Source organism: Brevibacillus sp. 1238 (assembly GCF_029892995.1).
Taxonomy (GTDB): domain Bacteria; phylum Bacillota; class Bacilli; order Brevibacillales; family Brevibacillaceae; genus Brevibacillus; species Brevibacillus parabrevis.
Genome location: NZ_JARXWC010000002.1, coordinates 211271 through 226576, shown reverse-complemented (window position 1 = coordinate 226576; position 15306 = coordinate 211271). Strand labels below are relative to the sequence as shown.

17 protein-coding genes are annotated in these 15306 nt (G+C 53.4%); 8 read left to right on the top strand and 9 right to left on the bottom strand.

Features of this window, described 5'->3' with window-relative positions:
• The first annotated feature begins 122 nt into the window (after positions 1-122).
• The 3 genes from M2298_RS04885 (at position 123) to M2298_RS04875 (ending at position 3948) form a co-directional block, all read left to right on the top strand.
• Positions 123-1823: a DEAD/DEAH box helicase gene (locus M2298_RS04885; protein ID WP_173595755.1), complete on the top strand. Its 1701-nt coding sequence runs from the start codon at positions 123-125 to the stop codon at positions 1821-1823.
• A gap of 42 nt (positions 1824-1865) precedes the next feature.
• On the top strand, positions 1866-2990 hold the full coding sequence (locus M2298_RS04880; protein ID WP_173595754.1) for a YqhG family protein: 1125 nt from the start codon (positions 1866-1868) through the stop codon (positions 2988-2990).
• 109 nt (positions 2991-3099) lie between these two features.
• Positions 3100-3948, top strand: a complete 849-nt coding sequence (locus M2298_RS04875) for a hypothetical protein (RefSeq protein WP_122965895.1) — start codon at positions 3100-3102, stop codon at positions 3946-3948.
• Between the two features lie 97 nt (positions 3949-4045).
• On the opposite strand, the gene M2298_RS04870 is transcribed toward M2298_RS04875, so the two are convergent.
• The 5 genes from M2298_RS04870 to M2298_RS04850 form a co-directional block, all read right to left on the bottom strand.
• Positions 4046-4300: a YkuS family protein gene (locus tag M2298_RS04870; RefSeq protein ID WP_063230799.1), complete on the bottom strand. Its 255-nt coding sequence runs from the start codon at positions 4298-4300 to the stop codon at positions 4046-4048.
• 37 nt (positions 4301-4337) lie between these two features.
• The gene (locus M2298_RS04865) at positions 4338-4499 is read right to left on the bottom strand and encodes a YqzE family protein (protein WP_083955784.1); all 162 of its coding nucleotides are present in this window, start codon (positions 4497-4499) and stop codon (positions 4338-4340) included.
• Between the two features lie 65 nt (positions 4500-4564).
• A complete protein-coding gene (locus M2298_RS04860) occupies positions 4565-5086 on the bottom strand; it encodes a shikimate kinase (protein WP_173595753.1) in 522 nt (173 codons plus the stop codon).
• The gene (locus M2298_RS04855; protein ID WP_173595752.1) at positions 5083-6951 is read right to left on the bottom strand and encodes a stalk domain-containing protein; all 1869 of its coding nucleotides are present in this window, start codon (positions 6949-6951) and stop codon (positions 5083-5085) included. Before M2298_RS04855 ends, M2298_RS04860 begins: the two co-directional genes overlap by 4 nt.
• Positions 6952-7152: 201 nt before the next feature.
• On the bottom strand, positions 7153-8121 hold the full coding sequence (locus M2298_RS04850; protein WP_173595751.1) for a substrate-binding domain-containing protein: 969 nt from the start codon (positions 8119-8121) through the stop codon (positions 7153-7155).
• A gap of 144 nt (positions 8122-8265) precedes the next feature.
• Between M2298_RS04850 and modA the strand changes: the two genes are divergently transcribed.
• The 3 genes from modA to M2298_RS04835 all read left to right on the top strand — a co-directional run bounded on the left by modA (position 8266) and on the right by M2298_RS04835 (position 10547).
• A complete protein-coding gene (gene modA, locus M2298_RS04845) occupies positions 8266-9081 on the top strand; it encodes a molybdate ABC transporter substrate-binding protein (RefSeq protein WP_007785283.1) in 816 nt (271 codons plus the stop codon).
• Positions 9082-9182: 101 nt separating this feature from the next.
• Positions 9183-9866: a molybdate ABC transporter permease subunit gene (modB, locus tag M2298_RS04840; protein ID WP_007785281.1), complete on the top strand. Its 684-nt coding sequence runs from the start codon at positions 9183-9185 to the stop codon at positions 9864-9866.
• 18 nt (positions 9867-9884) lie between these two features.
• Positions 9885-10547 carry a sulfate/molybdate ABC transporter ATP-binding protein gene (locus tag M2298_RS04835; RefSeq protein WP_007785279.1) on the top strand — a complete coding sequence of 221 codons (663 nt, stop codon included), beginning with the start codon at positions 9885-9887 and terminating at the stop codon, positions 10545-10547.
• Between the two features lie 63 nt (positions 10548-10610).
• Here the strand turns inward: M2298_RS04835 and M2298_RS04830 are convergent, their stop codons facing one another.
• Positions 10611-11375 carry a 5-oxoprolinase subunit PxpA gene (locus M2298_RS04830; protein WP_007785277.1) on the bottom strand — a complete coding sequence of 255 codons (765 nt, stop codon included), beginning with the start codon at positions 11373-11375 and terminating at the stop codon, positions 10611-10613.
• Positions 11376-11534: 159 nt separating this feature from the next.
• Positions 11535-11879 (bottom strand): YlbG family protein, encoded by a 345-nt coding sequence (locus tag M2298_RS04825; protein WP_007785275.1) that lies wholly within the window; start codon positions 11877-11879, stop codon positions 11535-11537.
• A 75-nt stretch (positions 11880-11954) separates the two neighbouring features.
• On the opposite strand from M2298_RS04825, the gene M2298_RS04820 reads away from it, so the two are divergent.
• On the top strand, positions 11955-12290 hold the full coding sequence (locus tag M2298_RS04820) for a hypothetical protein (protein ID WP_007785273.1): 336 nt from the start codon (positions 11955-11957) through the stop codon (positions 12288-12290).
• A gap of 7 nt (positions 12291-12297) precedes the next feature.
• Here the strand turns inward: M2298_RS04820 and M2298_RS04815 are convergent, their stop codons facing one another.
• Positions 12298-12753 carry a YlbF/YmcA family competence regulator gene (locus tag M2298_RS04815; RefSeq protein ID WP_007785272.1) on the bottom strand — a complete coding sequence of 152 codons (456 nt, stop codon included), beginning with the start codon at positions 12751-12753 and terminating at the stop codon, positions 12298-12300.
• A gap of 72 nt (positions 12754-12825) precedes the next feature.
• Positions 12826-14748: a hypothetical protein gene (locus M2298_RS04810; protein WP_217364871.1), complete on the bottom strand. Its 1923-nt coding sequence runs from the start codon at positions 14746-14748 to the stop codon at positions 12826-12828.
• Positions 14749-14788: 40 nt separating this feature from the next.
• On the opposite strand from M2298_RS04810, the gene M2298_RS04805 reads away from it, so the two are divergent.
• A complete protein-coding gene (locus M2298_RS04805; RefSeq protein ID WP_035317423.1) occupies positions 14789-15229 on the top strand; it encodes a protease complex subunit PrcB family protein in 441 nt (146 codons plus the stop codon).
• Positions 15230-15306: the final 77 nt, after the last annotated feature.

Sequence of the window (15306 nt, the reverse complement as noted above, 5' to 3'; positions counted from 1 at the left end):
ATATGCAAATTAACAGTCAGATCAAGAAATACTTAACAAAGTGATGAACATTACCCATAATGTTAAGTTTTTTATTAAAACGCATGAAAGTTATGGCAGAGCTGTGTAAAGGAGTAACGTATATGCCGAATGTTCCTGTTTCATTTGACACGAGCTGGATATCGCCGCTGACCGAGCGGCTGCACGAAGATGGTCCATGGGACAAGTGGGAGCTGTTCAAGCTGGCGCTGGAAGCAGAAGAAGCGATGGCGGTTCGCGAGTTCGATTCTTTGCAATGCCTGAACTACTTGCCGCTGCTCTCGCCTTTTCCCCATCAGCTCCAGACGGCGGAACGCGTGCTGAATGACATGCGCGGCCGCGCGATTCTCGCGGATGAAGTCGGATTGGGCAAGACCATCGAGGCAGGGTTGATCATGAAAGAATACATGGTCAGAGGCTTGGCGAAAAAAATTCTCGTCCTCGTTCCCGCCTCTCTCGTCATTCAGTGGACAAAAGAACTGCAACAAAAATTCGGCATTCCTGCCGTCGCGCAAAAAAAAGAGTACATGTGGCGTCAGCACGAAGTCGTCGTCGCCTCCATCGACACGGCCAAACGCGATCCGCATCGCCGCCATGTGCTCGATATCGACTACGACATGCTCATTATCGACGAAGCGCACAAGCTCAAAAACAAGCGAACCCGAAACTATCAATTCGTGAAGGAAATTCGCAAAAAATACTGTTTGCTGCTCACCGCCACCCCTATCCAGAACGAGATGGACGAGCTGTACAACCTGATCAATTTGCTCAAACCGGGGCATCTGGGCCACTCGACGTCGTTTTCCACCAATTACGTCGAGGGAAAGCGCCAATCGAAAAACAGCGAAAAATTGCGTGAAGAAATCGAAAAGGTCATGATTCGCAACAAGCGAAGCGACGGCGGCATCCAGTTCACCAGCCGCCGCGTGCAGTCGATTCCCATCGAGCTGACGCAGGAGGAGATGAAGCTGTACGAGGGCGTCACGCGCTTTGTCCACGATCAGTACAAGACGGGAACCGGGCTGTTCAATTCGCTCGCTCTCATCACGCTCCAGCGCGAGGTTTGCTCCAGCAAGGAAGCCTCCTTCATGACGCTGTACAACATGCATCAACGCACCAGCGAGGAGTCTTTGCTGCGGGCGCAAATACTGGAACTGGTGGAGATGATCAAGCGGATCGAGACGCATTCCAAGGCCGCCAAAACGGTCGAGCTGATTCAGCAGATCAACGACAAAGTGATCGTTTTCACCGAATATCGGGCCACGCAAAATTACTTGCAAAAATATTTGCATGACCACGGAATTACCTCTGTGCCGTTTCGCGGCGGCTTCAAGCGCAGCAAAAAAGACTGGATGACCGATCTGTTTCAAAACCGCGCACAAGTGCTGATCGCGACAGAAGCAGGCGGCGAAGGGATCAACCTGCAATTTTGCAATCAGGTGATCAACTACGACATGCCTTGGAACCCGATGCGTGTCGAACAGCGAATCGGCCGCGTTCACCGTCTCGGGCAAAAGCGGGATGTGCACATTTACAATCTGTCCACGGTCGGGACGATTGAAGAACATATTCTCAAACTGCTGTACGAAAAAATCGATCTGTTTGAAATGGTCATCGGCGAACTCGATGATATCGTCGAACGCCTCAACCTGAGTTCCTCGCTGGAAGAAAACTTGACGCAAATTATTATGGACTCCGCATCCACGCGCGAAATGGCTTTGAAGCTGGACAACATGGGGCACGCGATTCGCGCAAGCCGCCAGCCGCACGTCGCCCCTGCTCTCTCGGAAGCCGCCGAGCAGTAGTCTGGATGCCCCCAACTAGCCAACAAGAAAAGAGGTTCCCTGATGCAAGCCAACCAGGTCAGGCAATTCGTAGAGCGCTATCTCGCGACTTTTTCTGCTCACATCGTCGAATCCCACCCCGACTACTTGACGGTCAAGCTGCCTGTCGAGGTCGACAAAGATATCGGCAACCGGCCTTTTTACTGGAGCTGGGTCGACAAAATGAATCTGGCGTACCAGCCGCTCGTGCTCACCTTCGCCTTTCACCCCGACCGCATGCCGGACGGGCTGCGTGCCGAACACCTCCACCTCGGCGCCGGGCGCATGCAGCAAATTTTTGCCTCGGCGAAAAAGCACGGTCAATTCGTCTGCATGTACGAGCAAAATACCGCTTCGCTCCCCGCCACGGGCAAACGCCGTTCTACGCCGCTCGTTCCGTGGCTGGGCATCAATCTAAAAGTGTCGTTTCTGTGCGACAAGCGGCGCGATCTCATGCTCTACCTCGGGGTCAACCTGCACCAGCCGCGGGTCGTGCACGACTTTTCGACGTACTTGTTTCAGTTGCCGCTCTCCCCGGCCATCCCGGACTATTTCTATACGCTTGATCGGAAAATTTCCGTAGAGGATGCGCTCCAGATGGCTCGCCAGGAAGCCGAAGCGGTCATCGCCAAGGAAGACCAAGCGTGGGCTGCCGAGGCAAAAGCCCGCTTGGCGGAAGAACTGGACATTCTCGCCGCCTACTACGAAGAACTGGCGAAGCGGGAGCCGCAAGCAGAGCAGGCTGATGCGGACGACGAAGAAGCGGAAAAAGCCGAGGAGCCGCAAGCAGCGCAAGCCATCGTTCCCCTCCCGCAAACGGAAGCTCCTCCTGTCGCGGAGCCTGTTGTCGAAGCAACGCAAACCATTGACGAATACCGCTCATCTGGCGGACGAATCCTCGACTTTTTACGTGCGAATGGCATTCAGGTGACACCACGGGAAGAAATCAATCAGGAAGAGTGGAAAAAAAGCACGCCGGAAGAAGAAAAACAGCGGCGAATGGACGAGCTGCGCTGGCAGTATGAACCGCGCATCGAGGTTCACTTCATTAACGGCGGGCTGTTTTACTTGCACTCGAACCCGCCTGTTCAAAAGCTTTCTGGCGCAAAAACGGTGCGCCATCTTCCCACAAACGGGCGAATCATGTAAAAGATCAACGAGAAGTAGTGTGAGAGGAGTGACAAGTTGCAACAAATCTTTTTGTCATAGCTGGTTACAATAGGAATAGGATAGCCAGCGCAAAAGGTGGTGCATGTTTGTGACCAGACGATTTCTGCCCTTTCTCGGGGTCCTCTTGTCTTTCGTATTGATCTCCTGGCCCGTTCATGCCGAGGAGCAAGGCGGCTGGGAAAAAGCGTTTCAGGCTCAAATCCAGACCTGGATGAAAGAGCTCGCAAGCCGTGATCCGCAATTCAAAGAGTGGCAAAAAGCTGATACAGAAGTACAGACGCTCGGCCCGAACCAGCATCAATGGCTGGTCAGCATCAAAAAAGCCGACAAGCAAGTAGGCTATCTCGTCGTCGGAGAAACAGTCGAATCGAATGTCCCGGAAAAATTCGTCTTGCTCGAATACGGCGTCGGGGAATACATTTTGTTCGACGATGCCTTCGCTCCCCGGGAAATTGCCGCTGAGCCAGTCTACGACGGATTCGCTTCCCACTGGCTGATTGCCCGCCAGTCTTCGGCGCAAATGGTGAACGCCAAAACAGGCGAAGCTTATCCCGCTTCGTTTGCAGCCAACGAACCAACCGTGCTGCAAAATCTGGTGCAGACAGGACAAAAACTGACCCAGACCCGCACTTTGCAATCGGCGCAGACAGACCCGTTCGACCAGATCGGCTGGTTCAACCAAATGCAACGCGGCAGCGCCGTTACGTGGTCAGAGCTGTGGCAACAGCAAAACAACGCGTCGGTTACCCTCACTGTTTCCTTGTACCACGCCCAGGTGCTGGCTCCTTACGCTGTCGGCTCGCTCCATTTGTGGAACGACCAATCTGCCTATGTGGGGGTCTGGGATGAAGGACTGCGCTTTGTCCCTTACGTCTACGCTGACAAGATCGGCAAATTTTACGTATCCAGTCCGCAGGTGCGGCCGCCTCAAAGCTGACATATCGCTTCGTATGTATAAAAAAACAAGCTCCCCTGCCAGCGTGCAGAAGAGCTTGTTTTTTCGTTGTTTGCGCCGTCGGACGCCATTTTTTCGATCAGTGATGATCTGTTGGAGAAAGGCGTTCATGCACGGCGTGGAAAACTTCCGCGGCTGTCATGCCCTCCGCATTGATTATCGGCGCACCCGTAATCGTCTTGTTTTGATCGCCAAGAACGTTCACATCCTGGCCAGTGATCACGATCGCATCGACCACTTGCTGCCAGTTTCCCAAATCAACCACATCGTAGCCGTTATCGCACAGCATTTTGCGAATTTGAGAAAGGGAGTTTTCTACCGCTACTCTCGCCATACGCACGCACCCTCCGTCCGCTTACCATGGTGTAGGATTATTTGCGCCACAACAGCCGGATCGCCATGGGAATTGCCCCAAACCAGCGTGCAGACCAAGGCTCACGTGGAGCCTTTCGCTGACGCCGTTCGTCTTTTGGAGTATCCATGTACTGCACAAACAATTTCGTCAGGTACTTCAAATATTCTTGAAAGGACATCGCACGTGACCTCCTTCGTACTCGCAGATGCACGCCGTCGTTCACCGGCAAAAGCGCTGTCCTTTTTATTGTTTCCCGTCTTCTGTGCTTTCAACCACGCGCTGCTTAATTTCCTCCACGATTGCTTCCAGGCTTTTTCCGGTCGTATCCACCTGAATCGGGGCAAAATCGTACGCTCCTGCGCGTTCTGCCATGAGCGCCGTCACCCGTTCTGCCACCCCTGTGGCAAGCAAAGGACGAGCTGTGTCGTTTTTCAGCCGTCGTATCAGTTCTTCTACGGTTGCATGCAGGGCGATGACGATTCCTCGTTCCAGCATGACTTTTACATTTTGCTCGCGCAGGACGACCCCTCCGCCCGTTGTCAGCACTTGCGGCCCTTCATTCAGCAGCCTGGACAGCTCAGCCGACTCCACATCGCGAAAATAAGTTTCTCCTCGCTCTTCGAAGAGCTTTGGGATCGAGCGGCCTTCCTTATCCACGATGGCGGTGTCCAGGTCTGTATGCGCAAGCCCCAAAGAAGCGGCCAGCGCAGCGCCAACGGTCGTCTTGCCTGTTCCCATAAAACCGACCAAAATCAGGTTTTTCATTTTGTTTCCGACACCTTTCCACTCGATCTGCGCGTTTGTATTTTGACTGTTCTCTCATCGGGATTGTACTGGGTATCAAATTCCAGAATCGTCGCGAAAAACGACAGCGGCACCATCGTCCGCTCCTTGATCTCCATCAGCGGATGGCCGAGATCGAGCTTCTTGCCGTCGCGAATGGCAAAACGCTCGCGTTCTTTTACGTACACCTCGTAGCCGTTGCCCGTGATGCGGATCATTTGTTTTTCCTTGTCCCAGCTAATGGCAAGCCCCATCTTTTCCCCCAGCTCGCGCAACGGGAAATACACCGTGCCGCCCGTTGCCCGCGCCGAAATGGACGGATAGTAGCTCATATTGTTGATGACAGTCGTAATATACGGCTCCAGCTGAACCGTTCCCATGCCCTCGCGGTTCGATTTTTTCGTTGCCGTGACGAAGTATGAAGCCTCGCCTTGCAACGTCTGGCCCAGCGCCTGATCCAGATGCTCTGCCCCGATCACGCTGCCGTGGTAATTTTGCTGGACACGGTGGAGAAAACGCTTGTAGGCGTCATCCCCGATCTGCTTGCGCAAATGGTCGAACAAAAGGGCACCTCGGGAGTACCACGTCCAATGAAATTCTTCTTCCGTGGCGAACTTCTGCAACGGCTTGTCCAGCTTGCCGTCCGGATAGCGCTCCTGCAAACGGCGGGCGTCATGACTGTACTCTTCCAGCAAGGTCGTTGCCGATTGCGCCCCGTACCGATTTTGCAAATAGTGGTACACGCTCAGCTCCACAAGCCCCTCGTCCAGCCAGCCGTGAGACGCTTCCAATGTCGCTACGCTGTTATACCACCACAGATGGGCAATCTCATGCGGAAGCCAGTGGTCAATCAGATTGCGCTGGTACATGTCGCGCTTGAACACGGCGAGATTGGCGTATTCCATCGCATAAGTTGTCCCCGTGCTCGTCTCCGCGATGGCAACATGCGGATAAGGAAGCGGCCCGTACCAGTCGGTGTACGTCGGAAAGACCGATCCGGCGATCGCCTTGATCCGCTCGATGTTTCCTTTGTCTACAGACGCGATATCAACAGACAGGTTTGGAGTAATCTGAACGGTTTCCACCTGGTACAGCGGACTGCCGATCAAGGCGAAATTCAACAGCTTTTTGCCCTCGTAATGAATTTGCTGCTTGCTGCCATCAATCGCTTTCGCATTTCCTCTGCCCCAGGAACTGACCCAGTTGTAGCCTTTTGGCGAGACAAAGGACACGTTGTAATCGGCGTAATGGTAGACAAACGGATCGCCAAAATCAACGCGTTGCGGCGGATCGTACCACTTTCCTTGCTGATTTTGGGCACCGAGCATCGGGTACCACGTCGTCAACGTCCAAATGTCATCCTTGACACCAAACCTGGTTCCTCTCCGCGGAACCGGATTTTCGAACTCAATGGCAATAGCTCCACGCAATTCCGAGCCTAGCGGGTTTGCCAGCTTGACGGTCGACAGCCCCCGCTCAAAGGCAAGCGGTTTGTCTTTATAGCGAATCGATTTGACTGCCAGCTTGTTCCACAAATAATCGTAGACGAAGAGGCGTACATCCGCTGTTCCCGGATTGTCAAATTCGATCGTCATTTTTCCGGTAATTTTTGCTTCCGACGTATGCAACTCGGCTTGAATGTTATACACGGGATGCAAGTCTTTCACAAGGGAAGGCAACGGCGGATCGTAGGAAAACGGATCGACCCCCGGCTGCTCTGCCACGGTCGCCTGGCTCGTTTGAAAAAAGCCCGAGATCTGCGGCCAGTAGCTGATGATCCCGATGGAGCCAAACATGACGAGAATGGTGATGCATACTAATAAGCTTGTTTTTTGCAAAGTCTTCATGACAGCCCCCAAAAATCGCTCGGCTGCAAGCGTGCGTTTTTTATCGTAATGGATAGGATAGACCGCTTGCGGGTCGACAAAACAGTCGTACCGTTTTGTTCCATTGTAGCAAATAACGGGCAGGGTGAGTAGAAATTCAGGAGATTCTGTCGAGAAAAAGCCGTCCGCCCTCGCAACAGCAAGGGTGAACGGCTCCGTGTGCTACCACGTCTCGTACATGATTTTTCCCGTTTGGGACAGGTCGTAGCCGCCAACTGCCTCAAGCTCCTTGGAAAAGGCAGCGGAGTGGAGAATATCCATGACCGTTTTCAGCAGCGCCTCGTTTTCCCCCGTTTTGAGAATGACGAGGTCGTATCGTTCCTTGATCAGCGGAACAAACTCAACGCCGACCATGCGAGCCGCTTTTTCAATGCCCACTCCCACATCCGCTTCCTTGCGTGCGACCACTCCCGCTACAGCCAGATGGCTGTTCTCCTCCCGCTCGTAGCCATTCACGTCCCGCCCTGTGATGGACGCCAGCCGAAACTGCTCCTCGATCAGCGTGCGTGCCCCCGATCCTTTTTCCCGGTTGACCATCCGCACCCCGGACTTGGTCAGATCGGTCCAGGACAAAAGCTGTTTCGGATTGCCAGGCTGCACATAAAAGCCGGCCCAACGAGCCAACATGTTAACGACGACAAAGCGATGGCCGGATAAAAGACGGCGGACGTAAGGAACGTTGTAATCCATCGTCTCGCCATCAAACAAATGGGTGCTGACGATATCGGCTTTGCCTGTATACATGGCGACCAGACTGTTCAGCGAGCCTTGGTAGGAGCGCAGCGGACGAAGCGCTGCATCGCTTTTTTCCAGATGGCTGGAAAGCAAGTCGAGGCTGACATCCTGACCGCTGATGATGACATTGCGTCCGGTTGTCGGCTGGGCTTGTCCCGGCGCCTGCTGCGCTTGCCCCGGCACAGGTAACGTGTACGCCACCGGCTGCGCAGCCGCACGGTATCCCCCTTTGGCGCGCGTTTTGTACGCCTCCAGGTCGCTTTCGTCCACGCGCATCTGTCTCCCGACCCGATAAGCCGGCAGTTCTCCTTTTTTAATCAGATCGTAAACGGTCAGTTTGGAGATGCGCAAAAGCTTGGCAATTTCTTCTGTTGTGTACGACTTTTCATGGCTCATGTCATGCCTCCGCTCGGTTCTTTCCTTTCATTTTCTTTCAATTCTCGTAAAATCGCAATTGATTATTCACATATAGGAACTATAATCTATTTATATCCAGTTATAATTAAATATAACGAAACATCACATTGGAGGTTAGTTTTGATGAAAAAGCAATGGCTCGCTTTATGCGCAGCATTTACCCTGATGCTCGGCGCGTGTTCGACTTCCCAAACAGCTCCGCAGGCAAATGAGCCTGCCAAAACAGAGAACAGCCAACAACAACAGGCTCCACAGGCAGAGCTGATGATTTCCGCAGCGGCAAGCTTGACAGATGCCCTGAACGAACTGAAAACGGGCTTTGAAGCAGAAAATCCGGGAACAACCCTTACTTTCAACTTCGGCAGCTCTGGCAAACTGGCGACACAAATTGCCCAAGGCGCTCCTTCCGACGTCTTCCTGTCCGCCAGCAAAAAAGACATGGACGGACTGGACGAAAAACAACTGATTGTCAAAGACACGCGCCAAGACTTTACGAAAAACTCGCTCGTCCTGATCGCGGGAAAAGACAGCTCGATCGCGATTACTTCTTTTGAAGAACTGAACAATCCAGACATCAAGCACATCGCTGTCGGTGAGCCTGAGTCGGTTCCAGCGGGACGTTACGCCAAAGAAACGCTGGACACGCTGAAAATGTGGGAGTCGTTGAACGGCCGCATGGTATTCGGCAGTGACGTTCGTCAGGTACTGACCTTCGTGGAATCGAAAAATGCCGAAGTCGGAATCGTCTATTCCAGCGATGCCGCGATCTCCAAAGACGTGAAGGTACTCGCTACAGCGAAGCCGGAATGGCACAAGCCAATCGTCTATCCAGGTGCGGTCATCAGCGCTTCCAAACATACAGATGCAGCAAAAGCTTTCCTCGCCTACTTGACAAGTGACAAAGGAAAAGCGATCTTACAGAAGTACGGATTCCAATAAGCAGCAAAAGTTTATGACCGTTTGTGATTCACACAAGCGGTCACATTCTATTTCATGAAAAACGTCGAGACGTTCTCGCAGAAAAAAGGTGGGTTAGCGATATGGAAACGAATCTGACACCTTTGATGCTGTCGTTAAAAGTGGCTGCGCTATCCACCTCCTTTGTTTTTGTGCTTGGCATGCTTGGCGCGCGCTGGATGACGCAAAAAGAATTTTGGGGCAAAAACGTGCTGGAGTCTTTTTTCCTGCTCCCGCTCGTCTTGCCCCCTACTGTTGTCGGCTTCGGTCTGCTGTTGCTGTTCGGAAAAAACGGATTTTTGGGCCAACTGCTTGAGCAGTGGTTCGGTATCCAGGTCGTCTTTACGCTGTCGGGAGCGGTGATCGCCTCGATCGTCGTCTCGTTTCCGCTAATGTACCAGAGCGCCGCCGCAGCTTTTACCGGAGTCGACCAACGCCTGGAAAATGCCGCACGCACGATGGGCGCATCCGAGTGGCGCGTTTTTTGGACCGTCGCTTTCCCGCTGGCTTGGCCAGGGCTTTTGGCAGGACTTGTGCTGTCGTTTGCCCGCGGCTTGGGAGAATTTGGGGCCACGCTGATGCTCGCAGGCTACATCCCGGGAAAAACGGACACGATTCCGGTCGCCATCTATTTTGCCGTGGAAGCCGGACAAATGGAAAAAGCGCTGTTTTGGGTCGTCATCATCGTATCGCTCGGCATGGGCACCACCCTATGGCTCAACTGGTGGAGCCGACGCAACGTGCGCAGGTACGCCAATCAAAAGTAAGGCAGGAGGGAGAGCGTCATGCTGGAAGTAGACATTCAGAAGCGCTTGCCAGATTTTGTGTTGGATGTCTCCTTTTCAACCGAACAGGAGATTGTCGTCCTCTTCGGCCCATCCGGTTCGGGCAAGACGACCATTTTGAACAGCATAGCCGGGCTTGTCCATCCCGATGGAGGGCACATTTCCTTGAACGGCCGCACGTTTTACAGCGCGGGGCAAAAACCGCTCGCCGTGCAGAAGCGCAACGTTGGCTACTTGTTTCAGGATTACGCCTTGTTCCCGCACATGACCGTTTCCCAAAACATTCGCTACGGTCTGCGAAAAGGGCACGAACTGCATCTGGAACCGCTTTTGACGACAGTCGGAATCGATCATCTTCTGGACAAGTACCCGCACCAGCTTTCGGGTGGGCAAAAGCAGCGTGTCGCGCTTGTGCGGGCACTCGCTACGGAGCCGGACATCTTGCTGCTGGATGAACCGCTTTCCGCGCTGGATACAGCCACGCGCAAGCAATGTCAGGACGAATTGCTCCGGCTTCACGAAATGTGGGGCATTCCGTTTCTGCTCGTCACCCACGACCGGGACGAAGCGGAAAAGCTCGGAGATACGATCCTTTTGATGGAAAACGGGAGAATCGTGGAAGCAAGCGCGCAAAAAAGCCATACAGCAACGTCGTCTTCCTGAATCGCAGGAGTTGGCGTTGCTGTATGGCTTTCTTTTATTACGGGATGGCTGCCAGTATGACTTTTACCGGGCAGTGATCGGCTCGATTTTCACATCGTTCTGCTTTGCCCATTTATGCACTTCCACCAAAAATTGCAGCACGTCGTGACTCTCATGATGGACGCAAAGCGTATCGGCTGCAAGCTCGATGACCTCGCCATTGACCGTCGTTACTTTTTGCTTGAGCACGAGCTGGCGCGTCTGCTCCATCCGCTCTTCCTTGCTGATGAGCACGCTGCCTTCCAACTCGCGCGGAGCCAGACGGCCATTCGGCATGTACGCCCGTTCCGCGAAAACTTCCTCGGCTACTTGCAGTCCATGCTCCAGCCCTGCTTCCACCAGCTTGCTGCCGGACAACGCGTACAGGATCAGCTCCTCGTCGATGTCGGCAATCGCCTGGACGACCGCCTCGGCAAGCTCGGGACGCTCTGCTGCTTCGTTGTAAAGCGCTCCGTGCAGCTTGACATGGTGCAGTTCTCCCCCCAAAGCGCGTGTCATGCCGGACAAAGCCGCTACCTGGTACAAAACAAGCTCATATACTTCGTTCACAGACAGGTTCATGGAGCGTCGTCCAAAGCCTTGTATGTCCGGGTATCCAGGGTGCGCTCCGATTTTTACATCGTGCTTGATCGCTGCCTCGATCGTTCTGCATATGAGATGCGGATCACCTGCGTGCAAACCGCAAGCAATGTTGACGGAGGTGATCCATTTCATAATTCCCAAATCCTCTGATTGTCGTCCTCGGCTGAAGCATTCGGCCATGTCGCAGTTAATGTCTAGATGAATCATGTATGTACGCCCCCACCTTTCCTCTCATGATCTATGTACGCGTATTGAAAGCGCATTCATCAGCGTTACTCCTGGAGTCTTCCTATTTATCTAGCATACCATGTACACTGCCTTGGCAAAAGGAAAAAAGCTGCCGAAAACTGGCAGCTTGTGAACAACTTATGTCGAACCGACCGTCGCTGGACTTCCCTCTTCTGCCGTCATTGTCTCGGCCAGCGCCATCACCTGGTTTTTTTCCTGTTTGTAATCGTATTCCTTCGCTTTGTCCGGCCTTGCATTGTTGTACTCCACCGGAATCTCGTGACGATGGGACCGCTCGATTTTGGTCACGAAATGCAGTTTCTCCATGATGCGGATCGTTTCGTCCAGCAGATTCGCATCTACGTACATGGAGACGTAGTTCAGCCGTTTGGAGATGTAATGAATGGTGCCAAATTTGCGTAAATTTTTGGCCGCTCGTGTGTTTTTTACCCACACGGCAACACCAAGACGTCGTTCTCTCATGTAACCGTTGGTCTCCTTTCCCTTCATGGTATAATCACCTGTAAACGCCCGATACAGAAAGGATTTGTGGTCATTATGCTGACTAGCTTTTATCGAAGCTTCGAGGAAGCGCTTCACCAGGAAGGCATCGTGACAAAAAGCGGCTGGCGCACGCATGCGGGCCAACGCTTCTTTTATGTAAGCAGCACACTCCCCGCTTCTCGCCTGACTGAACGGCTGATGGAAACGGGGGAGCGACTGACCACCCATACCAAATTAAAGCCCGAGTGCATTTATGTGCGCTCAGGCGACGACCAGCACGTCTACCGTTTTCGCTTTCTGGTGCCCAGCGAAAAGCAGTTTTGCTGCGGCAACCTGTGCGAGGACTGTTTTCTGTTGCGTGAAAAGTCCTCGCCACAGGCCGAAGCGTGACTGCCTGTCAGGAAAGCTTTTTCGTGCTGCAACCGCAGCTTCCCCCGGTCCCGCAGCCACTGCCCTGCGCTTCCAGAAACGGATTGTTGCTCGGCACCTTGATGGTGTCAGATACCGAGTGGGCAATCGTTCTGCTCACCTGATACAACAACTCATCCAGCGCGTCCTCAGCCCGCTTGAAAGCCTGCACGGAATCGCGAAGCTCAATCGTCCGCTTCAGCTCGCGCACTTCTTTTGATATATGGTTGTAATCGGGATGGTACTTCCCGAACCGTTGTACATCTTCATACTGCTCCTTCTTCTTTTCAAACAACTCCAGAAGGCGCTGTACTTCTTCGTCTGCCTCCATCCAACGCTTGGCCTCCAAATATTGCACGACCTCGCGCGATTGATTGATCATGGTGGACAGTTCATGCGACTCCATAATCAACTGGGCCATATCCACAGTCTCTACTGCTTCCATAGGGCGAGACCTCCTTTCACACTAAAGGCGTAAAGCTTTTAGTCCCTTCTGATTGTACCACGATCTACACCCTTAGTACAGATAATCAGGCACGACAATGCGCACTCGGCCCAGATCATCAAGCCTGTAGGAGCGCTTGCCGTGCGGACCGCTGATGGAGACGACCCAATAGCCCATGTCCAGTTTGACTTCCACAGGCAGTCCATGCAGCCGCTCCTGATCAGTCAACTGGATTTCTACTTCCAGTTGCAGCTCGGCCGCCCGCTTGAGCAAATCCCGCAGCGATTGCGGATGATACGACTGGAAATGCTGCGTCCACATTTTCGGCAATGTCGCCAGCTGCGGCATGGCTTCATCTTGGGCAGGAAACGTATTTTCGATCGCGTATCCATCCCAGGGCCGTTCGATCAGAAGCAGCCCCCTCGCAGCCACATCCGGTGACGTGTCTTCTTCCCCATCGGCAGCGTCTGTTTGCATGACGACATGCGGCTCGTAGCCATAATGCTTGAGCAGGTCGATCAGCTGCCTTTTTTGCGAGAGCGGGATGAAAAATTCCGCCGGAGACAAAACGTGCTGCAAAAACGGCTGAAAGTCAGGAATTTGCCGCCATTCCTCCACAAATCCGCCATGTGCGGTACGGACGCGGTAAAACGGCTCCAGCTGGATTTGCGTAGCCGCCTTCGCCCAATGCCCGATCACTTCGACCAGGCTATCCGGCAATGGATGGGCACAACCGCTCCGCAGCTTTTCAATCACCTGCTCCTTAGTTCCCCCCGAAGCAAGATACGACTGGAGCTTTCCCGCTTGCAATTCGCCCCTGATCAACTGGCCTTCAAACGTCAGCTGACAAAATGCGCTGATCTCCCACACGTCACGTAGCGGCACGAGCGGCGGAATCGTCAGTGCTCCGGTCGGATCGACAAACCAGCCTTCTTCGGCCGTCAAATGCGGCAAACTGTTCCACCGCCAGAAAAGGCGCTCCTCGTCATCGGCTCCGAGCTGAATCCAGCCCATGCCGAGCAAAATGTGCAGCCATTGCTCCACAATCGCTTTTTCGGCCTCCTCTGGCAAGACAAAACCCGCTGTCTCTAGCATGCGCAATTGCGCGTCGACACAACACCACTGATCAAGCGGAACATGCCTCATCATCTGGGCAAAAGCATCCCACCAATCGCCATGCGGCAGCAGCTGATCCGCAACCAGCTGATACAGCTGTTCAAATCGCTCGGGAGAAGAATGGTTGAGCCACTGGCGGATTTGGTATGCGTCTGGGACAAGCTGTTTCTCTTTGCGCATCACTAGCCCCAGCCGGAAAGCCAGATCGAGGACAATCGTGAGCGCCAGGCCATCTCTCTGCTCTTTGTCCAGCGGAGCGAGGGCGATGCCTTGTACGTGCTCGTCCGCAATGGACAGGAGCGGAAGCATTTTTTGCATTGCCCTGCGGTGAATGCTCCCTTTTTGCGTCACAGGCACTTGCTGATCGCGGACGAACAGCAGAAGCCCAAAAAGATCCAGATGTATCCCTCTGCCGGCTGATATATAATAAGGGAGCGTTTTTGACAAAGAAACATAGGCCGAAGTCAATTGTGGCAACAACTGCATGGTCAGCTGCTCACGAATTTCTTGCGGCATCACATAACCGATCTCACTCCACATTTTGCGTACAGTCAAAATCAGTCCCAGTCGTCGAAGCCTCGTCAGACCGATGGACAAGTGTCTGTGCTCTTTTGCCGTTTCCCGTTCCCAGGCCCGTTTGCTGAAAAAGCCGCGTGGCGCTTTGGTAAGAAACAGCTTGATGACGGTTCTTTCCAGTTCATCAGCCTCTTGCCAGACACGGCTGATAAACGCGCTATCCAACAGTCTGGACGACAAGTCCTGCTGTTCCTGGTCAAGGCGAAAACGCCTCGTCTGTTCGTTTAGAATCGCTTGTCTCGTTGCTTCGGACAGGTATTCCAGCGAATCGTTCACACGCACTCCTGTCACCTCAGTTTTCATGATCTCATCACGATTACTTTTACCAATTGGAAGGAGAATGATGATGAATATATTCCCTAGTTTGTTGCTCGCAGCTTCGCTTTGTGTCACAGGTGCCCAATCGGTTTCCCTATCCCATCCTACCGCATCTGCGCCCGCAGTAAAAGAGGTTGCGCCTTTCGCAGCCGAGTATGAAGCTGTAGCCGCTCCGTACCCGCCTGCTGTAACGGAAGCATTGAAAACCGTGCGAAAAAATGGCGGTCATACGGTCGTGCGCGCGAACGGCAAGGCGTATGTCGTCATCAGCGCAGGACAACGGCCAACGGGAGGGTACCGACTTGTAGCGGATCAGGTCAAGCGGACAGGCCCGCACGGCTTCACCGTCCACGTTCGCGTTCAGCCGCCAGCACCTGGTGCTCTGAAAACGCAAGCGATCTCGTATCCGACGCTCGTCATTGCCTTGCCTGACCAACAGGCGCAAGTCAAAGTGCAAATGCGCTAATGAAAAAAGCCGACAAATCGAGTGCCATTGGCGCTTTTCTGTCGGCTTTTTTCTATGGAGTCTGACCACTTAGGCTT